Genomic DNA, 24146 nt, shown 5'->3' with positions numbered 1-24146 from the left:
GGATTTTCGCACTTTTGGCACCCCCTATCCGCCTGTCGAGCTCGTCGAAGGGCGGCCCTTCTCCTTGAGGGGAGAAGGGATGTGCGGCAGCGGCTTCATTTCATATGCGATTGCCTGCCCTCAAGGGGGAAGTAATTAACAGGCGAGATCGGCAACTACAGAGTCGAGAACCAGCATTCCCGCCGGCGTGCAGCGCAGGCGGGAATTGCCGATCCGCTCGATGAAACCGTGTTCCAGTAAAAACGCCTCGCGCTGCGGATCGGGGTCGCGCCCGGAAAGCTGCTGCCAGCGGGCGAGATCGACGCCTTCCCGAAGCCGCAGGCCCATCAGCAGCAATTCGTCGGCCTGTTCATCGAATCCGAGCATTTCCTGGTCGATCATGCCGTGGCCGTCGCGCTCGACCATCTCAAGCCAGCTTTCCGGCTTTCGTTCGGTCGCCGTCGCAAGCTTCTGCGGGCCTCGGGTCAGGCGGCCATGCGCGCCGGGGCCGATCCCGGCATAGTCGCCATAGCGCCAATAGGTGAGGTTATGCCGGCTCTCGGCGCCGGGACGCGCGTGATTGGAAACCTCGTAGGCCGGCATGCCCTCGCGCTCGGTAATTTCCTGCGTCGCCTCATAGAGCAGCGCGGATTGGTCGCCATCGGGCACGATCAGCTTTCCGGCCTTGTGCAGGCCGTAGAAGGGCGTGCCTTCCTCGATCGTCAGCTGATAGAGCGAGAGGTGATCGACCGCATAGGACATCGCCTCCTTTAGCTCGCGCTCCCATTCCTCGACGGTCTGGTTCGGGCGGGCATAGATGAGATCGAAGGACATGCGCGGAAAAATCTCGCGCGCCAGCCTGATCGCCTTCAGCGCATCCTCGACATTGTGCAGACGGCCCAAGAATTTCAGGTCACGGTCGTTCAGCGCCTGTACGCCCATCGACACGCGATTGACGCCGGCGGCGCGATAGCCACGAAAGCGCTCCGCCTCGACGCTGGACGGATTGGCTTCCATGGTGATCTCGATGCCATCGGGCACATGCCAGGCCTTGGCGATGCCGTCGAGGATCGCGGCAACCGTTTCCGGCTTCATCAGCGAAGGCGTGCCGCCGCCGAGAAAGACGCTGGTGACCGTCTTCGGGCCGCTGATCATCCGCATCGTCGCCATTTCCTTCAGGAAGGCGGCTGCGAAGCGCTCTTGGTCAACGGGCTGGTGGCGGACATGGCTATTGAAATCGCAGTAGGGACACTTGGCCGCGCAGAAGGGCCAATGCACATAGACGCCGAAACCGGGTTCGCCGGTATCGGGCAGCAATTGCGCCACGCGCATCAGGTCCTGTGTGTCGACGATTTCCACGGGGGGTAGCTTACGCCTCCAGGCAGGTTTCGACAAAGGTCTTGAAGGCGCGGGCGCGATGCGACAGTGCCTGCTCGTCGCCGGGCTTCCAACCATGCTTCTGCTCGGCGCTCATTTCCCCGAAGGTGGTCTCGTAACCCTTGGGCTGGAAGACCGGGTCGTAGCCGAAGCCTTGGCCCCCGCGCGGCGGCCAGACGACCGTGCCTTCCACTTCGCCGCGGAAAAGCTCGGTATGCCCATCCGGCCAGGCAAGGCAAAGTACGCTGACGAAGCGGGCCGTGCGGTTCTCCGGCGAGGTCGCGCCGGCCTTTTCCAGGGCTGTCTCGACCTTTTGCATCGCCATGGCAAAGTCGCGCGTGCCGTCAGGCCTTTCCGCCCAGTTGGCCGTATAGACGCCGGGATCGCCGCCAAGCGCATCGATGACCAGGCCGGAATCGTCCGACAGAGCCGGCAGACCGGAAGCGTGCGCAGAGGCGAGTGCCTTGATCGTCGCATTTTCCTCGAAGGTCGTGCCCGTCTCGTCCGGCTCGATGAAATTGAGATCGGCGGCGGACTTGGCGGTAAAGCCCAGCGGGCCGATGAGATCGCGAATTTCCTGGATCTTGCCGGCATTGTGGCTGGCGACGACGATGGTCTTGGTATCGAGCTTGCGCATGTGCTGTCCTGTCAGAGGCCCCAGATGCGGGGTTCGGCGCATTCCAGGCTGTTGCCGGCCGGATCGCGGAAATAGATCGATCGGCCGCCGTTCGGCCAGTGAAAATCGGCTTCGATATCGATACCGGCAGCCTTCAGCTTTTGCGCCATGGCCTCGATCTCGTCGTTGTCGAGGCGAAAGCAGACGTGACCCTGCCCCTTCGTGCCGTGCGGCGGCACAGGTAGGGCGCCCGGCTCATGCGGCATGACCGTCTCATCGCTGTTGAAGATCAAGAGCACGCCCGGCCCGCAGCGATAGAAGACGTGGCGATTGCCGCCACGCGAGATCTTCCGCAGTCCGAGTATGCCGCCATAGAAGGCTTCCACCGCATCGAGATCGTCCGCGTAAAGCGCAGTTTCAAGGACGCCTGCAAGGACCGGGTCTGCCATTCTAAAATACCCTCAGGCGATGGCCTGCTTCTGGAGCTCCACCAGTTCGGCGATGCCGTTCTTGGCAAGATGCATCAGCGTGGCAAATTCCTCTTCGCTGAAGGGGGCGCCTTCAGCCGTTCCCTGGATCTCGACGATGCCGCCCTTGCCCGTCATGACGAAATTGGCATCGGTTTCGGCCGAGGAATCCTCGAGATAGTCGAGGTCGATGACAGGCTGGGCGGCGAAGATGCCGCAGGAGATGGCGGCGATGTGATCCTTCAGTACGCGCTCGACCTTGATCATGTTGCGGCTTTCCATCCACTTCAGGCAGTCATAGAGCGCGATCCAGCCGCCGGTGATCGAGGCCGTGCGCGTGCCGCCATCAGCCTGGATGACGTCGCAATCGACGGTGATTTGACGTTCGCCCAATTCCTTGAGGTCGACGACGGCGCGCAGCGACCGGCCGATGAGGCGCTGGATTTCCTGCGTGCGGCCGCCCTGCTTGCCGGCAGCGGCTTCGCGCTTCATGCGCTCGCCGGTCGCGCGCGGCAGCATGCCGTATTCGGCCGTGACCCAGCCCTTGCCGCTGTTGCGCAGCCATGGCGGCGTCTTGTCCTCCAGGCTTGCCGTGCAGAGCACATGCGTATCGCCGAATTTCACCAGGCAGGAGCCTTCCGCATGCTTGGAAAAATTGCGCTCGAACGACACCTTGCGCATCTGGTCGGTTTTTCTGCCTGAAGGCCGCATTCCACTCTCCTGAAAGTTCGTTGACCGCTTCTACGACCCACGGCCCGCTTTTGCAAAGGAAAAGCAGGTTGCGAGACCTGTCCGCGCCTCCAGCGACATTTTCCCTTTTGCCATTGCTAACTGAATGATTATATTTTGCCTAAGGCTCAACGGAATGGATCTGACAGCGAAATGGTATTCACGACATCGTCGGTCTCGGATGTCATTGCTGCACTGGACGAACGCTCCAAGGAAGTCTTCCGTCGCATCGTCGAGGGCTATCTGGAAAATGGCGAGCCGCTGGGTTCGCGCAATCTGTCGCGCCTGTTGCCCATGTCCCTTTCGCCGGCTTCCGTGCGCAATGTCATGAGCGATCTGGAGGAGCTTGGGCTCATCTATTCGCCGCATGTCAGCGCCGGACGGTTGCCGACACAGGTAGGCCTGCGCTTCTTCGTCGATGCCTTCATGCAGGTCGGCGATCTCTCCGCCGAAGACCGGGCCAATATCGACAGGCAGGTGCGCGGCAGCAATCGCGATCAGCCGATGGAATCGATCATGTCGGAGGCAAGCCGGGTGCTGTCGGGCGTTTCGCGCGGCGCCGGTCTCGTGATCACGTCCAAGAGCGACCCTGTGTTGAAGCATGTGGAATTCATTCGCCTGGAGCCGACCAAGGCGCTTGCCGTGCTCGTCGGCGATCACGATCAGGTGGAAAACCGCATCATCGAACTGCCGGCCGGCACGACCTCGTCGCAGCTGACGGAAGCCGCCAACTTCCTCAACGCCCATATGACCGGTCAGACGCTGCCGGAACTGCGGCGGCAATTGCAGAGCCTCAAGCAGAGCGTGCGCCAGGAGCTGGACAGCCTGTCTCATCAGCTGGTCGAGCGCGGCATTGCTGTCTGGTCCGGCGGCGATGACGACGGCAAGCCGACGCAGCTCATCGTGCGAGGCCATTCCAATCTGCTTGCCGAAATCGGCGGCGCCGAGGATCTGGATCGTTTGCGCCTTCTTTTCGACGACCTTGAGAAGAAGGACAGCCTCATCGAGATCCTCAATCTCGCCGAAAGCGGGCCGGGCGTGCGCATCTTCATCGGTTCGGAAAACAAGCTTTTCTCGTTGTCCGGTTCCTCGCTGATCGTCGCGCCCTATCGTGACGACGACGATCGCATCGTCGGCGCGGTCGGCGTCATCGGCCCGACGCGGCTGAACTATGCCCGCATCGTGCCCATGGTTGATTATACGGCGCAGCTGATTTCGCGGCTGACGCGGCCGGGGATTTGACGAGACGGGATCTTGCGACGGCGGTCAATCGGGAAGCAGCATCCCCGATCCGCCCATTTCCACCGGCAAATCCTTCTGCTTCGGCAGCCCGTCACTCAGGTGCAGCACTGTGGTTTCATAGTTGACGTGAAACGCCGGCTGAAAATCGAGGCCGGGCAGCATGGCGGCATAGACATCGGTCACGCCCCACGGCGGATGCTCGGTCAAAAGATGACCGCCGCAGACCGTGCACCACTTGCGCACGCTCTTCTCGGTTTTCTGGTAGCTGCCGATCTTGTCCGCGCCCCTGGTGACGTGAACCGCTTGTGGCGGCCAGAGCGAAAAGGCATTGACCGGTCCTGCCGACCATTCGCGGCAGGAATCGCAATGACAGTAGCCCATCGCCAGTGGCTCGCCCTCGACTGCAATTTCCACTGCGCCACAGAAACACTTGCCTGAAAGAGATTTGCCATTAGACATTGATGTCACCCCACGCTGTGCTGAGATGCATTTCAGGATACCACCGGGGAAGAGGGCTGAACAGTCGACGTCTCGAACGGCATCCAAGAGCGGGAAAGCGCATTGCTGCCGCCGCAAAGCCGTGAATTGGCTGTTCTTCTCGACAAAGCCTTGATTTTTTCCGGACAAACCTCGATATCGGGCACATCCAAAGACCAAGCAATTCGGAGACCGTCATGACCGACGAAACAACAAAAACCGGACCTGACGCCACGGCGGCCGACACGTCAGCGGATTTCGCGCAGGATGCAGCGGAAACCGTTGATGCGGCCGAGCCGTCGCAGCCGGATCCGGTTGAGCTGCTGAAGGCCGAGAACGGCGAACTGCGCGATCGCTACCTGCGTCTTGCTGCCGAGATGGACAACCTCCGTCGCCGCACCGAGCGCGATGTGAAGGATGCAAAGTCCTATTCCGTGGCAAGCTTCGCCCGCGACATGCTTTCCGTGGCGGATAATCTGCGCCGTACGTTGGATGCCATTCCGGCCGAAGCACGCGCCGGCGGCGATGCCGGCCTGCAGACGCTGATCGAAGGCGTCGAGATGACCGAGCGTTCCATGCTCTCCGCTCTCGAGCGCCACGGCGTGCGCCAGCTGGAGCCGGTCGGCCAGAAGTTCGATCCCAATTTCCACCAGGCCATGTTCGAAGTGCCAAATCCCGAGGTGCCGAACAACACGGTCGTCCAGGTCGTGCAGGCCGGCTTCGCCATTGGCGAACGCGTTCTGCGCCCGGCCATGGTCGGCGTCGCCAAGGGCGGCCCGAAGATCGTCGAGAATGCCGAGCAGGGCGCCAACAGCCCGCTGGATGAAAAAGACGCCTGATCCTTTTTCGGGCAGCAGCAACAAAAGAAAAGAGCCGGATGATGTCAGATCATCCGGCTCTTATTTTTGCCTTGGTCCGATGCGATCCAGCTATCAGGCAGCGTTGGAAGCCTGCTCCTCGTTAAGGAACGCGTAGATGGCGGAGGCGGAATCGGTGGCGCGGAGCTTCGCGACCAGATCCTGGTCTCGCAGAACACGGGCGATGCGCGACAGCGCCTTCAGATGGTCTGCGCCCGCGCCTTCGGGCGCAAGCAGCAAGAAAACGAGATCGACGGGCTGATCGTCCAGGGCCTCGAAATCGACAGGCGCTTCGAGGCGCGCGAAAATGCCGGCGATGGACCTGATACTGGCGAGCTTGCCATGGGGAATGGCGATGCCGTTGCCGACGCCGGTCGAGCCGAGGCGCTCACGCTGCAGCACGACGTCGAAGATTTCTCGCTCCGGCAGTCCAGTCAGTTTGGAGGCTTTGGCGGCCAGCTCCTGAAGCAGTTGTTTTTTGGAATTTGCCTTCAAGGCGGGGATGATCGCATCTTGCTGTAGCAAATCTGCCAATGCCATTCTCTTTATCCTTCGTGTCGCCGAGAACCGATGACGGGCAAGCGGCGGCCAGCTGCCATCATGCGCAGCCGCCGCTTATCTTCTATTCTCAGCCTTTGATATTGGCCGCGTCGATCCAGCCAATGTTACCGTCCTGACGACGGTAGACGATGTTCAAGTGTTTGTTGCCGGGGCTGCGGAAGAGCAGCAGCGGTTCGTCGGTCATGTCGAGTGCCATCACGGCAGTCGCCACCGACATGGTCTTCAATTGCTTCGTGCTTTCGGCGACGATCGCCGGTGCGAAATCGGCGGGAATTTCCTCGTCGTCATCCGGTATGCCGTCCATCACGGTATAGGCGACCTCGACCTGCCCGTTTATGTGATTGGCGGCCTGATGGTCCTTGAGTTTGCGTTTATAGCGGCGCAGGCGTTTCTCGATACGCTCGGACGCGGCGTCGAAAGCAAGCTGCGGGTCCATAGCTTCCCCTGCGGCATGCAGTACCACGCCGCTGTCGAGGTGAAGCTTGCAATCGGCCGCGAAGCGCGAACTGGACTTATGCACAGTCACTTGACCCGAATACCCCCCGTCGAAGTATTTCGTCACGGCCATACCGATCTGGTCTTCAATCCGTTGGCGGAAGGAATCGCCAATTTCCATATGTTTACCGGAGACACGCACACTCATGGAGTTTCCCTTCTTGTAGTGGTTATTGCGCGTATCAGTTTACGCCAAGCCTCAAGCTCATCCAAGCACTTCACGCAGTCAAAGGCAAATTGCGTATTTCGACCGCCTTTTGGATGGTGGGGATAAGTTTCATGGTCGTGCTGTCCTGCAGCGATTGCGGCGGGCTTCTAGCTCTGCCGCATGCGAAAGTCAACTGCATCTTAACGGACTGTTAGGAGATATGCACCCTGTGGTTGATAGTGGACGGTCATCAGAAACCGGAAACTTTGGCCAGAGCCCGCTTCTCACGGCGCCGCTGAACGGAGGAGGGGATGTTCATGGCTTCCCGGTACTTTGCAACCGTGCGGCGAGCAAGCTCTATCCCGCCCTTCTTCAGCGTATCGACGATATCATCGTCGGACAGCACCGCGTCCGGGCTCTCATTGGTGATCAGCAGGCGGATCTTGTGGCGCACGGCTTCGGCGGAGTGACTATCGCCGCCCGCAACGGCGCTGATCGAAACCGTGAAGAAATATTTGAGCTCAAACAGCCCGCGCGGCGTCAGCATGTACTTGTTCGAGGTCACGCGGCTGACGGTGGACTCGTGCATCTTGATGGCGTCCGCCACGGTTTTCAGATTGAGCGGCCGCAGATGGTCGACGCCGTGCACGAGGAATGCGTCCTGCTGCCGCACGATCTCGCTCGCCACCTTCATGATCGTCTTGGCGCGCTGATCCAGGCTGCGGGTCAGCCAGTTGGCATTCTGCAGGCATTCCGACAGGAAGGCGTGGTCCTGCCCATTCTTGGAAACGCAGGCGAAGTAGGATTGGTTGACCAGCACGCGCGGCAGCGCATCGGGATTGAGCTCCACCAGCCAGCTGCCGTCGGCGGACGGGCGCACGACGATATCGGGCATGATCGCCTCGGATATCTCGGTCTCGAAGCCGCTGCCGGGCTTGGGATTCAGCTGGCGGATTTCCGCCATCATGTCGAGCAGGTCTTCCTCGTCGACGCCGCAGAGCCGTTTCAGAGTCGCAAAGTCGCGCCGGGCGAGCAGTTCCAGGTTCTGGACGAGGCGTTCCATCGCCGGGTCGAAGCGATCCTTCTGCCGGAGCTGGATTGCAAGGCATTCACTGAGGCTGCGGGCAAAGACGCCAGGCGGATCGAGTTGCTGCAGGGTATCCAGCACCCGCTCCACATCTTGCGGGGTGGTGCCGAGGCGACCGGCTGTTTCATCGAGATCGGCGCGCAGATAACCCGCATCGTCGAGCTGGTCGACGAGATGCTGGGCGATCAGCCGGTCGCCCATGGCGGGCAGCGAGAAGGGGATCTGTTCGTAGAGATGATCGCGCAACGACACCTGGCCGGCGACGAAGTCGTCGAGGTCATAGCTTTCGCCAGCCTCGCCGCCAGGCATGGATTTCCATTGGCTCAGCAATTCCGGCGCGTCGGCGCGCTGCGGAACGCCATCATCCGGAAAGACATCGTTGAAATTGGTATCGAGCTCGTCGCTCAGTCGCTTGGCGTTGCCGGTATTGTCGTTTTCGTACCAGTCGCTCGCAAGCTCGCCGGCACCGCGTTCGAAGCCATCGTCCCCGTGCGGTTCTTCCTGGGTGTCGAAATGATCGTCCTTGGCTTCGCGTTCGCTGCTGCTGCCTAGATCCTCGTCATTTGACGCAAATTCGAGCAGCGGATTTTTCTCGACTTCCAGCGCGATGAACTGGCTCAGCTCGAAATGGGTCATCTGCAGCAACTGAATGGATTGCATCAGTTGCGGAGTCATTACCAGGCTCTGGCTTTGGCGCAGGAAAAGATTGGCCGATAGTGCCATGGCGGACGCGGGACTCCCCTTGAACTCCTCGGGATTCCGCGTTCTCCATTAATAAAATCTTCGCGAAATTCCAACTGGCCCAAAAATTGCTTTTTTATGGGATTTGGTCAAGCGGAACTGTGAAGCGGAAGTAAATTTCCCGCGCGCGCCGGCGTCCGGTAATATTAGTGGATGAAGGGATGGAATTTCAGCCTATCATAGGCTGAAATTATCACCGAGATAGAGCTTGCGTACTTCGGGATTGCTGACGATATCGTTCGCCCTGCCATGGGTCAGCACCTCACCCGCATGGATGATATAGGCACGGTCGATCAGGCCGAGCGTCTCGCGGACATTGTGGTCGGTAATCAACACGCCGATGCCGCGTGCCGTCAGGTGATGCACGAGGTTCTGGATGTCGGCGACCGAGATCGGGTCGACGCCGGCGAAAGGCTCGTCGAGCAGCATGAAGGTCGGGTCGGTCGCCAGGGCGCGGGCGATTTCAAGGCGCCGCCGCTCACCGCCCGAAAGCGCGATGGCCGGCACGGTGCGCAGATTGCGAATGTGGAATTCCTCCAGCAGTTCGTCGATCTTGCGCTCCCGCTTCGTCTTGTCCTTTTCGTGGACTTCGAGCACGGCGCGAATGTTTTGCTCCACCGTCAGGCCACGGAAGATCGAGGCTTCCTGCGGCAGGTAGCCGACGCCGAGCCGCGCGCGGCGGTACATCGGCATCGACGTGACATTATTGCCGTCGATCTCGATCGTGCCCTCATCGACCGGCACCAGACCGGTGATCATGTAGAAACACGTCGTCTTGCCGGCGCCGTTCGGCCCGAGCAGGCCGACGGCTTCGCCGCGCCGTACCACCAGCGAAACGCCGTTGACGACGCGCCGCCTGCCGTAGGTTTTGGTGAGGCCCCGCGCTATCAGGGTGCCCTTATAGCGTGCCTTATCCGTGGCCGGTGCGCCCGATGCCGCGGAAGACGGCCCGGGCACGCCGGGCAAAGTGGAAGTGGTGGTCGATGTGGTCACGAGAGGGCCGGTATCAATTTTTCTTTTGTTGCTGCTGCTGCACTTGCTGCGACTTCGGATCGAGCTGGATCTGAACGCGGCCTCCGCAGGAATCCAGCTGCGCTTCGCCCGTCGCCATGTGCACGGTGAGCTGGCAGCCGGTGAAAACGTTCGGTCCGTCCGTCAGAACCACTTTCTTGCCCTTGAGGATGGCAAGCTGGTTGGCCATGTCGAAGGAGCCGTCCTCCGCCGTTGCTGTCTGCGTGCCGGAAACGAGGTAAACCTTGTCGGTGACCAGAATATGGTCGATGTTGGCATCGCCTGACACCAGCGACTGGTTCTGCTCCTTGGCGGCCTTGGCGACAGGATTGTCGGCCTGCTTGGCATCTGCCGGCTGCTTCTTCTTGTAGAAGACCGTCATCTTGCCCGCCTGCATCGTCGTGGTGCCCTGAACGACCTTGACGTTGCCGGTGAACACGGCCTGGCTTTCCTGATCGTGGATTTCCAGCTTGTCGCTTTCGATCTGGATCGGCTGATCGCTGGAAAGAGCAAGGCCCGGCATCGAGCTGGTCGTCGACTGCGCACCTGCTTCCGCGGCTGCGAAGAAGGCGAGCGCGCTGAAGGCGCCAAGAAGACCCGCCTTGCGCAGGCCGGAGTTGAAAATTGAGTTTGGCCAATACTTTATCATGAACCGCCCGGCTTCTGTTCGCTAGCTGAATTGTGGAGAGCGGACGGTTCGATATGCATCCGAACCTGCCCGTCGAATTCGATTACGCTCCCCTTATCCGTCATCTTGAGCGAACGCGCAACAACCGACATGCCACCTCGCTGGATTGCAACCTCATCCTGGCTGGACAGGTCGCCTTTCTTCACATCGAGGAACGCGGTCTTGAACTCCGCGCGCAAGCCATTGTCCATCTGGACGACGAACGGCTCGGTCAGCTTCAGCGTGTCGGCCTGGCGATCGAAATCCGCGCTCTGGGCCGTCACATGGGCGATCACGTCGGTATTGACGGGCATGGATGCCTTGATGGCCTTGAGCGTGATCATGTTCGGATTCTTGATATCCTGCAGCGCTTTCTCCGCCAGCAGGGAATAATTGATGCCGTCCTTGTTACGGCCGGCGATGGCGGGACGCTCCATGACCACCTTGCCGTCCTCGATCCTGGCACTCTCGATCTGTATGTCAGCCGGCAGATAGGCGCGGATCAACGAGACCGTGATGAAGATGAGCGAGACGATGACGGCGGCAAGCGGCAGCAATACCCTCAGCCGCTTCACGCGCGCAGAGTGGAACATTGCGTCCTTATACACATTCCGTTCCGGCACCGGGCGGATTGCCTCGCCGGGAGTCTCGATCGTATTGAGCATGCAACAGGTCCGTCTTTTTGATCCGGGAACCGCATTCACGCTAATGCGAGGCTGCGCCAAAAGCCCATCGGATCGTTTCGCATTATTGCACAGGCTTGCCAATATGGATTTTTTTCCGCAGCCGAGGAATTTCGGCAGAAAAATATCCGATTGGCCCGTTTCATCAGGTCGGGCAATGTCCTATCTGATGAACGGCAGAGCGGCCTCCCGCAGACGACATGGAGAACGGGAAACGCTTTTCTCTGAGGATTGTGCCCGTTTCAAGGTGTCATTGTCCGGTTCGTAGCGCATTCGATTTATTGCAGGGAGAAATAAGGCGTGATGGACAGTTCTGCAATCGCGGATCGGCGACAATTGCGTCGTAAGCTTGGTTTTTGGCGCATTGTTGCCGTTTTGCTCTTTGTGGGGCTCGGCTTCGCGCTCTATCGCTTCGTCGCCGGAGACCTCCCCGACACCCGCGGCCCGCAAATTGCCCGCGTCAAGATTTCCGGGCTTATTCAGGACGATCCGGAGCTCCTCGAACGGCTGAAGAAGATCCGCGACAATGACCAGGTCAAGGCGCTGATCGTCTCGATCTCGTCGCCCGGCGGCACCACCTATGGCGGCGAGCGCATCTTCAAGGCGATCCGCGCCGTCGCCGCCAAGAAGCCCGTCGTATCGGACATTCGCACGGTCGCTGCCTCGGCCGGCTATATGATCGCGAGTGCCGGCGACGATATCGTTGCCGGCGATACCTCGATCACCGGGTCGATCGGCGTCATCTTCCAGTATCCGCAGGTCAAGGATCTGCTCGACAAGGTCGGCGTTTCCCTCGACGAGATCAAGTCGGCGCCGCTGAAGGCCGAGCCTTCGCCCTTCCATCCGGCAAGCGAAGAGGCCAAGAGCATGATCCGCAACATGGTCATGGACAGCTACGGCTGGTTCGTGGATATCGTCGCGGACCGCCGCAAGCTGCCGCGCGAGGAGGTGCTGAAGCTTGCCGACGGCAGCATCTTCACCGGGCGGCAGGCGCTGCAGAACAAGCTGATCGATACGCTCGGCGGCGAGGACGAAATCCTCGCCTATCTCGAAACGCGCAAGGTCAAGAAGGACCTGCCGATCGTCGATTGGAAGCCGGAAGACAGAACGTCGTCCTTCTTTTGGCCGGGTGCCGCTTCCTGGTTGCTAAATCGTCTTGGTTATGATGATTTTGTAAAAGGAGGAGCTCTCCAGAAAATCATGACCGATAAGTTGTTTCTTGACGGCCTGCTTTCTGTTTGGCAGGGTGCAGCCAATTGATAAATCAATGATTTAAGGGGATAGCTGTGATTAAGTCGGAACTGGTGCAGATTGTTGCCGCCCGCAACCCGCATCTCTATCACCGCGACGTCGAAAATATCGTCAATGCCGTCTTGGATGAGATCACAGATGCACTCGCTGCGGGAAACCGGGTTGAGCTTCGCGGCTTTGGCGCTTTTTCCGTCAAGAACCGGCCTTCGCGCTCCGGCCGCAACCCGCGCACCGGCGATACGGTCTTCGTCGAGGAAAAATGGGTTCCCTTCTTCAAGACGGGCAAGGAACTGCGCGAGCGCCTGAATCCGGGCGCCGGCGACGAGGAAGACGATAACTGATCGGCCCGATCGCGCCGAGCTTTCCCGAAAATGCTCTGATGAAATAGCGTCGGACATGATTGTGCCGCGACGCGGTGGCACTTGAATTCAGCCGCCTCTTTTCTATTCTGCGGCTGAAGGCGGCCAGGGTGCGGGCATCCATGGCTGCGGATAAAGGAGCTGCGCAATGGCCAAGAAGATCGTCAATCTGCTGATATTGCTGCCGCTCGGCATCATCCTCATCATATTCTGCGTTGCCAACCGGCAATCCGTGACGCTGGCTCTCAACCCGTTCCGGCCGGACGATCAGGTCCTGTCGCTGAATGCGCCTCTGTTCGCCCTGCTGTTTGTCGCTCTGATCCTCGGCATGGTCGTCGGTGCCGCGGTGACCTGGTTCAATCAGGGAAAGCACCGCAAGCGTGCCCGCAGTCAGTCTCGGGAGGCGGTCCGCTGGCAAGCGGAGGCCGACAAGCACCGCACGCGTGCTGAAGAGATCGCCGGCCAGCTTCCGTCAAAATAACGGGCCGCCGTCAAGCCGCATCTCCTTGTAGTCGCCCTCGGGCGAGGCGCCGTCGCCGATGATCGCAAAGCCGAGTCTTCGATAGAAGGTCATGGCATGCGTGTTTTTGACCAGGCATTTCAGCCGATAGCGGCGTGTAGGCCAGTCCGGCAGAGCGGCGAGCAGGGCTTTGCCGGCGCCGCGCCCCTGGAAGGCCGGCAGGATGTAGAGCATGTGGATGAAATCGTCGGGCTCCCACACTGCGGCAAAGCCTGCAACCACGCCGTTTTCGTCTTCGCAGACGAACAGGCGCTCGCCATTCGTATGAACGGCGAAGTCCTCGAGACTGAAGCGGCCGGGATCGACCCATCGGAATGTCTCGCGGCGGACGCGGAGATAGATTTCCGCGAGGTCCCCCATGTCTTGTTCGCGTGCGGGCCGGACAGCCCAGCTCTCGGATTTCGATGTCATGATCGGCTATATGGGCGCCAGATGTGCTCGCGGCAATCAGGCGTTGGCCTGACCGTTGATCGCGGCCGTGAAATCGGCAAAAAATTGCTGCGCCAGCTTTTTGGCGCTGGAATCGACCAGCCGCGAGCCGAGCTGCGCGATCTTGCCGCCGACCTGCGCCTTCGCCTCATATTGCAGGATCGTCTCGTTGCCGTCTTGCTTGAGGACGACGTCGGCCCCGCCCTTGGCGAAACCGGCGATGCCGCCCTTTCCCTCGCCTGATATCGTATAGCTCTCCGGCGCATTGATATTGGAAAGCGTGACCTCGCCATTGAAGGAGGCGGAAACCGGGCCGATCTTCAGCTTCACGGTCGCTGTCAGTTCCGTCGGGGAAATCCTCTCCAGGCTTTGACAGCCGGGTATGCATTGTTTGAGGATTTCGGGATCGTTCAGTGCCGCCCACACCGCGTCCCTGGATGCCGCGATCCGCTCCTCGCCGGTCATGTCCATGCGCAATCCTCCCAATGTGACATTTTGTGCATGGATCATCGCAGATCGGAAAGCACTTTGCCAAGTGGCGGCCAGATGCTATTTGCACGCACATATCAATTTTGAGACAAGCATGGTGAAACACAGGGAAAACCGCCCCGGCCAAAAGGCCGCCGGCGGTCTTGGGGCAAAGCCCCGGCGCGACATGCCCGGCAAGCCGCCGGCAAAGGCTGCGTATGCTTCAAGGCCAGCCAAGCCTTCGCATGATGCCAGGCCTTCGCGTGATCATGGCGAACGGGTGACCGATGCGGCGGGCGCTCCTGCGGCGCCCGAGCGCCCGCTGATGACGCGAAGCGGCGAGCGGCCGGCTGAACGTGTGCCCGTTATTCTCGAATCGCTGGGTGCCGGGGATTTTCACCTCATCGACAGCGGTAACGGGCTGAAGCTCGAGCAATACGGTCCCTATCGCATCGTCCGCCCGGAAGCGCAGGCGCTCTGGCCGCCGTCGCTCGCCTCTCATGTCTGGGACAATGCCGATGCCATCTTCACCGGAGATACGGATGAAGACGGCATGGGCCGCTGGCGCTTCCCACGCGAAGCGCTCGGCGAGACCTGGCCGCTGCAATTGCTCGGCGTCGACTTTCTCAGCCGCTTTACTGCCTTTCGCCATGTCGGTGTCTTCCCGGAGCAGATCGTGCACTGGGCATGGATGAAGGAGCAGGTCGAGGCGGCGAAACGGCCGCTGAAGGTCCTGAACCTCTTCGGCTATACCGGCGTCGCGTCGCTGGTGGCCGCCGCCGCCGGCGCGGAAGTCACCCACGTCGATGCCTCGAAGAAGGCAATCGGCTGGGCGCGCGAAAACCAGGTCCTGGGGCGCATGGAAAAGCTGCCGATCCGCTGGATCTGCGAGGATGCGATGAAGTTCATCCTGCGCGAGGAACGGCGCGGCAACAAATACGATATCATCCTAACCGACCCGCCCAAGTTCGGCCGCGGCCCCAACGGCGAGGTCTGGCATCTGTTCGAGCACCTGCCGCTGATGCTCGATATCTGCCGCGAGATCCTGTCGCCGAAGGCGCTCGGCCTCGTGCTGACGGCCTATTCCATCCGCGCCAGCTTCTATTCGATCCATGAGCTGATGCGCGAGACGATGCGCGGTGCCGGCGGCGCTGTCGAATCCGGCGAGCTCGTCATCCGCGAGGCAGGCCTTGACGGCCGCACGCCGGGCAGGGCGCTTTCCACCTCTCTCTTCAGCCGCTGGGTGCCGAAATGAACCAGGATTTCCGTAATGACGGCCCACGCAAGGTCGGGCAGGTCAAGGAGGTTACCTCGCTTGCCAATCCGATCGTCAAGGACATCAAGGCGCTGACGGTCAAGAAGTCCCGCGAGGAAAGCGGCGCCTTCCTGGCCGAGGGCCTGAAGCTCGTCATCGACGCGCTCGAACTCGGCTGGACGATCCGCACACTGGTCTATGCCAAGGCCGCCAAGGGCAAGCCGCTGGTCGAGCAGGTCGCCGCCAAGACGGTCGCCGCCGGCGGGCTGGTGCTCGAGGTCAGCGAAAAGGTCATCGGCTCCATTACCCGCCGCGACAATCCGCAGATGGTGGTCGGTGTCTTCGAACAGCGCTGGCAGCAGCTGAGGGATGTCAAGCCGAAGGCGGGCGAGACCTGGGTGGCGCTCGACCGCGTGCGCGATCCCGGCAATCTCGGCACCATCATCCGCACCGCCGATGCGGCCGGCGCTTCCGGCGTCATTCTCGTCGGCGAGACCACCGATCCGTTTTCGCTGGAAACCGTGCGCGCCACCATGGGCTCCGTCTTTGCCGTTCCGGTCGTCAAGGCGACGCCGGAGGAGTTTCTGGCCTGGAAGAAGACGGCCGGCGTTGCTGTCGTCGCCACCCATCTGGCTGGCGCGGTCGATTATCGCACCATCGATTACAAGAAGAAGCCCGTCGTCATCCTGATGGGCAATGAGCAGTCCGGCCTGCCGGATGCCCTGGCGAAAGAGGCCGACGCGCTTGCCCGCATTCCGCAGGCCGGCCGCGCCGACAGCCTCAATCTGGCGGTTGCAACCGCAGTCATGCTGTTCGAGGCCCGCCGCCATATCCTGACCCTGAGCGAGACCCGATGACCGAAAGCGAGACCACCGAACAGCAGACTGCGAGGCCGGCCCTGTTTTCACGGCCCCTGCCGATCCTGATCTTCATCGTGGTTGCGGTCATTCTCGACCAGGCCATCAAGATCACGGTCGATCACTGGCTGCCGCTGCAGGAGATGGTGCCTGTTATTCCGATGCTGGCGCTCTATCGCACATACAATCTCGGCGTGGCCTTCTCGATGCTGTCAGGCATGGACGGCTGGTTCATCGTCGGCATGCGGCTCGTCATCGTCGCCTTCGTGCTGTGGCTCTGGCGCCGCACGCCCGATCATCGCTGGTTGGCCCATATGGGCTTTGCCCTGATCATCGCCGGGGCGCTTGGCAACCTGATCGACCGCTTCCTCTACGGCCATGTGATCGACTATATCCTCTTCCACACGCAGACATGGTCTTTCGCGGTATTCAATCTCGCCGATAGTTTCATCACGATCGGGGCCGGCTGCGTCATTCTCGACGAGCTTCTAATGCCGAAAAAGGCAAAAGTTTAAAATTCTAGCGAATCCCTGAAGGCATCGGGAAGGTTGCATGTGTTAGCCAGATTGCATGAGCACTCTGGCAAATCTGCAGCAAAAGCTTGCCGCAGCCCAAATCCGCGGCCACGCGCGACCGATCGAAGGAGCGGCCGAAACCGAGCCGTCGCTTGAGAAACCGATCGCGCCATTGCAGGATGCGTTCCGCCAGCCGGTATCGTCGGTGAAGGCGTGGTGGCTGGAGGGCCATTGGCTGAATGGCGGCGGTCTCCTGGCAGGCGCGGCCTTCCTTGCGATCGGCTTTGCCGGAGGTCCCTTCACGCTCGCAGGCGTTCTTGGCCTTGTTGCCCTCATGCTGGCCGCCGTCAGCATCGTCAATGCCCGTCGCGCGTTGCCCAAGCCTGCAATTGTCGCGGCCGATTTCAGCGAAAGCGAACACGACCGTCTTTGGGAACACAGGGAAAGCACCGGCCTGCTTGCCACTATCCACGATGCGCTCGGCGACTTCGCGGTCACACGCAGCATCGATCGCCGGATTCTCCATGCCAACGCCACCTTTCGCAAATTGACCGGCAAGCCGCAGCCGGAAGGCCTGACGCTGGAGGAGGCAGGCCTCGTATTCCGTGCCGTCACCGATGCAAAACATCAGGATGCCGAAATCGCCACGCCCGAGGGGCGGCGCATCTTTGCCTGGCACGATGTCATGTTCCGCGATCCGACGACGGGGCAATTGTGCATCCAGAGCATCGCGCGTGACGTGACGGAAGAGCGGCAGGCCGCCCGCATGCGCGAGGATGCGCGGCTGAAGGCCGAATATAACAGCGCGGCCAAGTCGCGGCTGCTCGCCACCGTCAGCCATGAGATCCGCACGCCGCTGTCGGGCATTCTCGGCATGAACCATCTGCTTGCCCAGACACCGTTGACCTTGGAGCAGGCAAATTACCTGACGGGCATTCGCCAGTCGGGTCACGCGCTGGTGCAGCTGGTCGAAGACCTGCTTGATTTCTCCACGATCGAGGTCGGCCGCTTCCAGTTGCATCCGCGCAAGGAGGCTTTGCGCCCCCTGCTGGAAGGCGTCATCGAGATGCTAGCCCATCGGGCCCATGAAAAGGGCATCGAAATCGCTGCGAGCGTCGCGGCCAAGGTCCCCGAGAGCATGGAATTCGATCCGGCCCGTCTGCGTCAGATCCTGTTCAATGTCATCGGCAACGCCGTGAAGTTCACCCAGACCGGTGGCGTGCTTGTCCGTGTCGACCTTCGGGGACGGGATTTGACGATATCGGTGCGGGATAGCGGCCCCGGCATGACCGAGGAAGAACAGGCGCGGGTCTTCGGCGAGTTCGAACAGGCCGGCACGATCGTGGAAAAAAGCGCCGGCACGGGCCTGGGTCTGGCCATTTCCGCCCGCATCCTGCGCGAATTCGGCGGCAGGCTCAGCGTCGCCAGCGAACGCGGCAAGGGCAGCGAGTTCATCATTTCCTTTCCGGTCGGCCTGGATGCCGAGGAGAGTGGACATGAATGGCGCGACATCATGCTCAAGGGATCGCGCGTCCTGCTGCTGGCGCCCGAAGGGGCCGCAAGCGATGCAATCACGCAGACCATCCGGACCCTTGGCGGTCATTGCAGGCTGATCGATGCCGACGACATGGACGATCTGCTGCGCTCGTTCCCGATGGGCGAGGAGGGGATATGGACGGATCTCATCGTCGACCACCGCATGGCGCCCTGGTATTTTAGTGAGGGAACTGCGCTTGCCGTGCCCGGCCTGCGCAAGATCTTCCTGGTCAATCCGGAGGAGCGCAATACCCACCCGCTCGATCTTTTCGACGCCTGGCTGATCCGGCCGCTGCGCGAGCAGTCGCTGATCGACGTGCTGAGGGGCCGCATGCGTGGCATGGAAAAGCGTGATGCCTTTATCGAGGCGGTCTCCGAGATCGGCATAACGACGCCGGAGGCGGAAGATCGCACGCTCGATATCCTGCTCGGTGAGGATGACCCGGTCAATGCCATGCTGGTCAGGGCCATGCTCTCCAAGGCCGGTCACAGGGTTCGCCTCGTCGAGGATTTCGAAGGCCTTCGCGTTCGCGTCGAAAACGCCGAAGCGCGGCCGGAGGTGCTGGTAACCGATCTCAATATGTCCGGCGGCTCGGGTGCTGCCGTGCTTGCGCAATTGCGGGCCTATGAGCGTCGGCACGGTTTGCCGCCGCTTCCGATCGTCGTGTTGACCGCAGACAGCCGCGACTCGGTCCGCCGCCAGGCTTTGCTGGCCGGGGCCGATGCCGTCATCGTCAAGCCTGTCGATCCCGAAAAGCTGTCGGCAACGCTGCAGGGCCTGTCGAGGTCGGTTTTCGAACGCGCCTAGACATCATCACGCATCTTCGGATGAAGGTTAAGGAAGCCGGCTCATCAATGCTCGATAGTGGCCGGCAATATGGCTCAACCTATGGCAATTGCCGCTGCTAAGTTGGGGACGGCGTGTTCATTCGAAAATTGAAATGGGCACACTTCTTGCTTTTAGCAAAGCTGCGTGTCACTTTCCTGTCGCACGAATTTGGTTTATGGCGCTATATCGGCCCGTAGGGGGAGAATCGCCATGTCCATCGAAATCTTGAATCGCGAAGCTCAGGGCGAAATGGTTCAGTCTTCAAAGGCACCGGTTGCACCGGTTGCCAGCGATGTGCTCGGACGCATCGGAAATTTAGAAACGCGCCTTGCCCGCACGGCGCGCGAAATCGATGCCGCCCAGGCCGTCCGCTATCGCGTTTTCGTCGAGGAGATGAACGCGCAACTGCCTGATGACGCCATGCGTCGCCAGCGTGATGTCGATAGTTGGGACGCCATTTGCGACCATCTTCTGGTTTTGGACCTTTCGATCGAGGGCGATTCGGAAGACCAGATCGTCGGCACCTATCGCCTGCTGCGCCAGGAAGTAGCCATGGCCAATGGCGGTTTCTATTCCTCTTCGGAATTCGACATCGACGCGTTGCTCGCCCGCCATCCGGACAAGCGCTTCATGGAGCTTGGCCGTTCCTGCGTGTTGCCGGCATACCGGAACAAGCGCACGGTGGAATTGCTGTGGCAAGGCAATTGGGCCTATGCCCTGAAGCACGGCATGGGTGCGATGATCGGTTGCGCCTCTTTCCCCGGCATCCTGCCGGAGCAGCATGCGCTGGCCCTGTCCTTCCTCTATCATAATGTCGTCGCCAAGGACGAATGGACGGTCGGTGCTTTGCCGTCTCTTGCCCGCAACATGGACCTGATGCCGGTCGAAGCCGTCAATCCGAAGAAAGCGCTGATGGCGATGCCGCCGCTGATCAAGGGCTATCTGCGCCTCGGTGCCATGGTCGGTTCCACCGCCGTTGTCGACCACGCCTTCAACACGACCGATGTGCTGATCGTTCTGCCGATCGCCAGCATCTCGGACCGCTACGTCAATTATTACGGCGCGGATGCCGGTCGCTTCGCAAGCTGAAAGATCTCATGATAGGTCTCAGGGGATCATAAAAATATCGATCGCATCCGTGATGCCGCGCAGCGCGACATGATGCGATTGCGGTTTCAAGCCGCGCGTCGTCAGCAGTTCGGCGGCGCGGGCATTTTCCAGCACCGCACCCGTGGCAAATATCTCGCTCGACGTCGCCAGATGCTGCACGCGCGAGGCGATATTGACCGTTTGTCCGAAATAATCCTGCCGCTCGTTCAGGCTGACCGCAATGCATGGTCCCTCGTGGATGCCGATCTTCAGAAGTAGATCGTCGTTGCCGCGTTCCTCGTTGAGGCTCGACATGGCCTCGCGCATCCGCATCGCCGCGGCGAGCGCCCGGTCCGGCGTCGGGAAAGTGGCCATGACGGCGTCGCCGATGGTTTTGACGACCGCGCCAGCCTCCGCGCCGACGATTTCGTGCAGGATGCTGAAGTGCGTCTTGACCAGATCGAAGGCCGCAAGATCGCCGACCCGCTCATACAGTTCCGTCGAACCGCGCAGATCGGTGAAGAGAAAGGTGAGGCTGGCGATCTTCAGCCTCTGGTTGATGTCGATCGTATCGGTCCGGTATATGTCGCGGAACGTCTGGTTGGAAAGCAGCCGCTTGGCGGTCAGGAATGGCCGGCGATTGCCGAGCAGCGTGTGAAGTGCGTCATTGGCGATGCATACCGACGGCAGGGTGCGGACCTCCGTGTGGTTCTCTATGACGATGCGCAGCGGGCCGGGTCTAAGCTCGATCGTGTCGTGGTGCTGATGCGTGCGATCAAAGACGAGCGATATGCTCTGCCGTTCCTTGGTTGGTTCGCCCTTTACGTCGATGAATTGCGCGCTATGGGTAACCGGTTCAAATATAATGACGAATTCGGCCGGCAGCTGCAGCGATATGACAGCCTTTTCGCCCGCCGGCAGCTCCAAGGCTTCCAACAGGAATTCATCGACCTTTTCTTCGTAGCCGTCCTCCGGAAGGTCGACGCCCGAACTCCAGTAGATCTGGCGAAAATATTCATGAGGCGACAAATCATGCGGACTGTGGGCGGCGATGTGACGCAAGCGCGGACTGACGGTGAAGGTGACCTCGACCATTTCGTCGAGCGTCGGCTCGTAGCCGGCTGCACACAGGGTGCAGCTATAGGTTTCGCTCTGAACTGTCTTCAGCGACGTATTGGCATCCAGCACGCCGCCGCATCCCGGACACAGCACATTCCAGGACATCTCGAACAGGCCGAGGCGCGCAGCGTGCAGAAAGGCGCTGATGGTTTGTTCTTCGTCGAAGCCATGGTCGCCGGCGAAGGCGAGCGCATTCACGCGGTTGAGCTTGCGGTCAGATGCCTCAAGGGCCATCCGCTCGATTGCGTCGACGATATCCGGCCGCGCTGAATGGCGCAGCGCTTCGAACAGGGGCTGAGCTTCAGTCATCCCCCATTCTACACCTATTTCATAGGGCAGCCATCATCATTGTTCGGCCGCCCGTTCCAGCCCAAAAGTCAGGAGCCGGCACCGTAAGCTGCAATGGCGGCCATGTTGACGATGTCGGAATCCTTGGCGCCCATGGAGGTGATCTGCACCGGCTTGTCGAGGCCCACAAGCAATGGCCCGATCACGGTGGAGCCGCCGAGTTCCTGCAGCATCTTGGTGGAGATCGCCGCCGAATGGAACGCTGGCATGACGAGAACGTTTGCCGGCCCGGAGAGCCGCGAGAAGGGATAGAGGCTCTCCATGATCTTGCGGTCCAGCGCCACGTCGGCGGACATTTCGCCGTCGAATTCGAAGTTCAAATGGCGGTGATCGAGGATGCTGACAGCTTCGCGCACCCGCTCGGAGCGCTCGCCGGAGGGATGGCCGAAGGTGGAATAGGCGAGCATGGCGACACGCGGCTCATAGCCCATGCGTCGGGCAAAACCGGCAGCTTCCTCGGCGATATCGGCGAGCTCCACGGCCGTCGGCATGTCGTGCACGGCGGTATCGGCGACGAAGACGGTGCGGCCGCGGGCAAGCACGATCGATATGCCGATCACCCTATGCCCCGGCTTGGCGTCGATGCAGCGTCGCACGTCTCCGAGCGCCGTCGAATAATTGCGCGTCACGCCGGTCACCATGCCGTCGGCGTCTCCCAGCGCCACCATGCAGGCGGCGAAGTGATTGCGGTCGTTGTGGATCAGGCGCGTCACATCGCGGTGCAGGTAGCCCTGGCGTTGCAGCCGGGCATAGAGATAGTCGATATAGGCATCGCCGCGCTTGGAAATGCGCGCGTTGACGATTTCGAGGCCGGGGCGATTGAGATCGATGCCGGCGCGTTCGGCCGTGGCTTCGATCAGATCTTCGCGGCCGAGCAGGATCGCCGTCCCAAGCCCCTGATTGGCATAGGAGAGGGCGGCGCGCATGACCTGCTCTTCTTCCGCCTCGGCAAACACGATGCGTTTCTGGTGTCTGCGGACGCGCTCATAGAGTTGTGCCAGCGTCGAGGCGATCGGATCGCGCCGGGCCGAGAGTTCGCGCGCATAGGCGGCCATATCCGATATTTCGCGGCGGGCGACGCCGCTTTCGATCGCCGCCTTGGCGACCGCCACCGGGATGGCCGAGATCAGGCGCGGGTCGAACGGCACCGGGATGATATATTGCGCGCCGAAACGCGGCCTTGCGCCCTGATAGGCGGCGACCACGTCATCAGGCACGTCTTCGCGCGCCAGGCTTGCCAGCGCGTTGACGGCGGCAATCTTCATCTGGTCATTGATGGTGGTGGCCCGCACGTCGAGCGCGCCGCGGAAGATATAGGGAAAGCCGAGAACGTTGTTGACCTGGTTCGGATAGTCGGAACGCCCCGTCGCCATGATGGCGTCGTCACGGATGCGGGCGACTTCCTCCGGCGTAATTTCCGGATCGGGATTGGCCATGGCGAAGATGATCGGCCGGTCCGCCATCGAGCGGATCATCTCTTCGGAGAAGGCATCCTTCTGCGAAAGGCCGAGAACGACGTCGGCACCCTGCATCGCTTCAGCCAGCGTGCGCTTGTCGGTCTTGACGGCATGCGCCGATTTCCACTGGTTCATGCCTTCGCTGCGACCCTGATAGATCACGCCCTTCGTATCGCAAAGGATGACGTTTTCCGGGTTGAAGCCCATGGCCTTGATCAGCTCGATGCAGGCAATGGCGGCAGCCCCGGCACCGTTGCAGACAAGCTTGGTGGTCTTCAGGTCGCGGCCCGTCAATTCCAGCGCGTTGATCAGGCCGGCAGCGGCGATGATGGCGGTGCCATGCTGGTCGTCATGGAAGACGGGGATGTCCATCAGTTCGCGCAGCCGCTGCTCGATGATAAAGCAGTCGGGTGCCTTGATGTCCTCGAGATTGATGCCGCCGAAGGAAGGGCCGAGATAGCGCACGCAATTGATGAATTCATCGACATTCTCGGTATCGATCTCGAGATCGATCGAATCGACGTCCGCGAAGCGCTTGAAGAGGACGGCCTTGCCTTCCATGACCGGCTTGGAGGCGAGCGCGCCGAGATTGCCGAGGCCGAGAATGGCCGTTCCGTTCGAGATGACGGCGACCATATTGCCGCGGGAGGTATAATCGTAGGCGGTGGCCGGATCGGCCGCGATCGCTTTTACGGGAACAGCCACACCGGGCGAATAGGCAAGGGAAAGATCGCGCTGGGTTGCCATCGGCTTGGTCGGGTTGATCTCAAGCTTGCCGGGGCGGCCGTTCCTGTGGAAATCGAGTGCTTCCTGATCGGTAATCCCCGTTCCCGGACGCGACTTGCTCTTGCTGTCAGCCATAGTTCCTCCAAACCTCCTGTGGGCGACCGGTCCCTCTCGCCCGATAGCTGTTGTCTTCTATAGCGGTGCGCGGATAGGGTGGCACCTCATTTTTTGGAAAAACTGCACCTCCGTGA

25 protein-coding genes are annotated in these 24146 nt (G+C 60.9%); 10 read left to right on the top strand and 15 right to left on the bottom strand.

Annotated elements, in window-relative coordinates; genetic code table 11:
• Window positions 1–135: 135 nt before the first annotated feature.
• Genes hemW through rph form a run of 4 tightly spaced genes read right to left on the bottom strand, consistent with a single transcriptional unit; the run spans window position 136 to window position 3150 of the window.
• Window positions 136–1311: a radical SAM family heme chaperone HemW gene (gene hemW, locus ACPYOP_RS04670; protein ID WP_481409320.1), complete on the bottom strand. Its 1176-nt coding sequence runs from the start codon at window positions 1309–1311 to the stop codon at window positions 136–138.
• Window positions 1312–1348: 37 nt separating this feature from the next.
• Window positions 1349–1993 (bottom strand): RdgB/HAM1 family non-canonical purine NTP pyrophosphatase, encoded by a 645-nt coding sequence (gene rdgB / locus ACPYOP_RS04665; RefSeq protein ID WP_481409221.1) that lies wholly within the window; start codon window positions 1991–1993, stop codon window positions 1349–1351.
• Between the two features lie 11 nt (window positions 1994–2004).
• The gene (locus ACPYOP_RS04660) at window positions 2005–2421 is read right to left on the bottom strand and encodes a VOC family protein (protein ID WP_481409220.1); all 417 of its coding nucleotides are present in this window, start codon (window positions 2419–2421) and stop codon (window positions 2005–2007) included.
• Between the two features lie 12 nt (window positions 2422–2433).
• Window positions 2434–3150, bottom strand: coding sequence for a ribonuclease PH (gene rph, locus ACPYOP_RS04655; RefSeq protein WP_481409219.1), 717 nt, complete (start codon window positions 3148–3150; stop codon window positions 2434–2436).
• Between the two features lie 171 nt (window positions 3151–3321).
• Between rph and hrcA the strand changes: the two genes are divergently transcribed.
• Window positions 3322–4410, top strand: a complete 1089-nt coding sequence (hrcA, locus tag ACPYOP_RS04650) for a heat-inducible transcriptional repressor HrcA (protein WP_481409218.1) — start codon at window positions 3322–3324, stop codon at window positions 4408–4410.
• A gap of 24 nt (window positions 4411–4434) precedes the next feature.
• Here hrcA and ACPYOP_RS04645 read toward each other — a convergent pair whose 3' ends face one another.
• Window positions 4435–4869 carry a GFA family protein gene (locus ACPYOP_RS04645; protein WP_481409217.1) on the bottom strand — a complete coding sequence of 145 codons (435 nt, stop codon included), beginning with the start codon at window positions 4867–4869 and terminating at the stop codon, window positions 4435–4437.
• Window positions 4870–5084: 215 nt separating this feature from the next.
• On the opposite strand from ACPYOP_RS04645, the gene grpE reads away from it, so the two are divergent.
• Window positions 5085–5726 (top strand): nucleotide exchange factor GrpE, encoded by a 642-nt coding sequence (gene grpE, locus ACPYOP_RS04640; protein WP_481409216.1) that lies wholly within the window; start codon window positions 5085–5087, stop codon window positions 5724–5726.
• A gap of 93 nt (window positions 5727–5819) precedes the next feature.
• Here the strand turns inward: grpE and ptsN are convergent, their stop codons facing one another.
• The 6 genes from ptsN to lptC all read right to left on the bottom strand — a co-directional run bounded on the left by ptsN (window position 5820) and on the right by lptC (window position 11119).
• Window positions 5820–6284 (bottom strand): PTS IIA-like nitrogen regulatory protein PtsN, encoded by a 465-nt coding sequence (gene ptsN / locus ACPYOP_RS04635; RefSeq protein WP_120662806.1) that lies wholly within the window; start codon window positions 6282–6284, stop codon window positions 5820–5822.
• Window positions 6285–6372: 88 nt separating this feature from the next.
• A complete protein-coding gene (hpf, locus tag ACPYOP_RS04630) occupies window positions 6373–6948 on the bottom strand; it encodes a ribosome hibernation-promoting factor, HPF/YfiA family (protein WP_481409215.1) in 576 nt (191 codons plus the stop codon).
• Between the two features lie 250 nt (window positions 6949–7198).
• A complete protein-coding gene (rpoN, locus tag ACPYOP_RS04625; protein ID WP_481409214.1) occupies window positions 7199–8758 on the bottom strand; it encodes an RNA polymerase factor sigma-54 in 1560 nt (519 codons plus the stop codon).
• Window positions 8759–8953: 195 nt separating this feature from the next.
• Complete coding sequence (gene lptB, locus ACPYOP_RS04620) at window positions 8954–9742, bottom strand: LPS export ABC transporter ATP-binding protein (RefSeq protein ID WP_481409319.1); 789 nt, start codon at window positions 9740–9742, stop codon at window positions 8954–8956.
• 40 nt (window positions 9743–9782) lie between these two features.
• Complete coding sequence (locus ACPYOP_RS04615; protein ID WP_481409213.1) at window positions 9783–10436, bottom strand: LptA/OstA family protein; 654 nt, start codon at window positions 10434–10436, stop codon at window positions 9783–9785.
• Window positions 10433–11119: an LPS export ABC transporter periplasmic protein LptC gene (gene lptC, locus ACPYOP_RS04610; protein ID WP_481409212.1), complete on the bottom strand. Its 687-nt coding sequence runs from the start codon at window positions 11117–11119 to the stop codon at window positions 10433–10435. Before lptC ends, ACPYOP_RS04615 begins: the two co-directional genes overlap by 4 nt.
• A 321-nt stretch (window positions 11120–11440) precedes the next feature.
• Here lptC and sppA point away from each other — a divergent pair, with 321 nt between their 5' ends.
• From sppA to ACPYOP_RS04595, 3 genes are all read left to right on the top strand, one after another.
• Window positions 11441–12397 (top strand): signal peptide peptidase SppA, encoded by a 957-nt coding sequence (gene sppA, locus ACPYOP_RS04605; protein ID WP_481409211.1) that lies wholly within the window; start codon window positions 11441–11443, stop codon window positions 12395–12397.
• A 26-nt stretch (window positions 12398–12423) separates the two neighbouring features.
• Complete coding sequence (locus ACPYOP_RS04600; RefSeq protein ID WP_004120746.1) at window positions 12424–12729, top strand: integration host factor subunit beta; 306 nt, start codon at window positions 12424–12426, stop codon at window positions 12727–12729.
• 166 nt (window positions 12730–12895) lie between these two features.
• Window positions 12896–13228, top strand: coding sequence for a LapA family protein (locus tag ACPYOP_RS04595; RefSeq protein WP_481409210.1), 333 nt, complete (start codon window positions 12896–12898; stop codon window positions 13226–13228).
• Here the strand turns inward: ACPYOP_RS04595 and ACPYOP_RS04590 are convergent.
• Entirely contained in the window at window positions 13220–13678 is a 459-nt protein-coding gene (locus ACPYOP_RS04590) for an N-acetyltransferase family protein (RefSeq protein WP_481409209.1), read from the bottom strand. The genes ACPYOP_RS04595 and ACPYOP_RS04590 overlap by 9 nt on opposite strands.
• Before the next feature lie 36 nt (window positions 13679–13714).
• Entirely contained in the window at window positions 13715–14167 is a 453-nt protein-coding gene (locus ACPYOP_RS04585) for an SRPBCC family protein (RefSeq protein WP_481409208.1), read from the bottom strand.
• 115 nt (window positions 14168–14282) lie between these two features.
• Here ACPYOP_RS04585 and ACPYOP_RS04580 point away from each other — a divergent pair, with 115 nt between their 5' ends.
• The 5 genes from ACPYOP_RS04580 (at window position 14283) to olsB (ending at window position 20245) form a co-directional block, all read left to right on the top strand.
• Window positions 14283–15419, top strand: a complete 1137-nt coding sequence (locus ACPYOP_RS04580; RefSeq protein ID WP_481409318.1) for a class I SAM-dependent methyltransferase — start codon at window positions 14283–14285, stop codon at window positions 15417–15419.
• Complete coding sequence (locus tag ACPYOP_RS04575; protein WP_481409207.1) at window positions 15416–16276, top strand: TrmH family RNA methyltransferase; 861 nt, start codon at window positions 15416–15418, stop codon at window positions 16274–16276. The genes ACPYOP_RS04580 and ACPYOP_RS04575 overlap by 4 nt, the downstream gene beginning before the upstream one ends.
• Window positions 16273–16791, top strand: coding sequence for a signal peptidase II (gene lspA / locus ACPYOP_RS04570; protein ID WP_481409206.1), 519 nt, complete (start codon window positions 16273–16275; stop codon window positions 16789–16791). Before ACPYOP_RS04575 ends, lspA begins: the two co-directional genes overlap by 4 nt.
• 55 nt (window positions 16792–16846) lie before the next feature.
• Complete coding sequence (locus tag ACPYOP_RS04565) at window positions 16847–19135, top strand: hybrid sensor histidine kinase/response regulator (RefSeq protein ID WP_481409205.1); 2289 nt, start codon at window positions 16847–16849, stop codon at window positions 19133–19135.
• 231 nt (window positions 19136–19366) lie between these two features.
• Window positions 19367–20245: a l-ornithine N(alpha)-acyltransferase gene (gene olsB, locus ACPYOP_RS04560; RefSeq protein ID WP_481409204.1), complete on the top strand. Its 879-nt coding sequence runs from the start codon at window positions 19367–19369 to the stop codon at window positions 20243–20245.
• 18 nt (window positions 20246–20263) lie between these two features.
• Here olsB and ACPYOP_RS04555 read toward each other — a convergent pair whose 3' ends face one another.
• Window positions 20264–21673 carry a DUF5939 domain-containing protein gene (locus ACPYOP_RS04555; RefSeq protein ID WP_481409203.1) on the bottom strand — a complete coding sequence of 470 codons (1410 nt, stop codon included), beginning with the start codon at window positions 21671–21673 and terminating at the stop codon, window positions 20264–20266.
• Between the two features lie 68 nt (window positions 21674–21741).
• Window positions 21742–24030, bottom strand: a complete 2289-nt coding sequence (locus tag ACPYOP_RS04550) for an NADP-dependent malic enzyme (protein ID WP_481409202.1) — start codon at window positions 24028–24030, stop codon at window positions 21742–21744.
• Window positions 24031–24146: the final 116 nt, after the last annotated feature.

This window comes from Rhizobium sp. KNZ2-6A (assembly GCF_056755475.1).
Note: the sequence above shows the minus strand (reverse complement) of the source record. Positions and strands in the feature narration are given on the sequence as shown.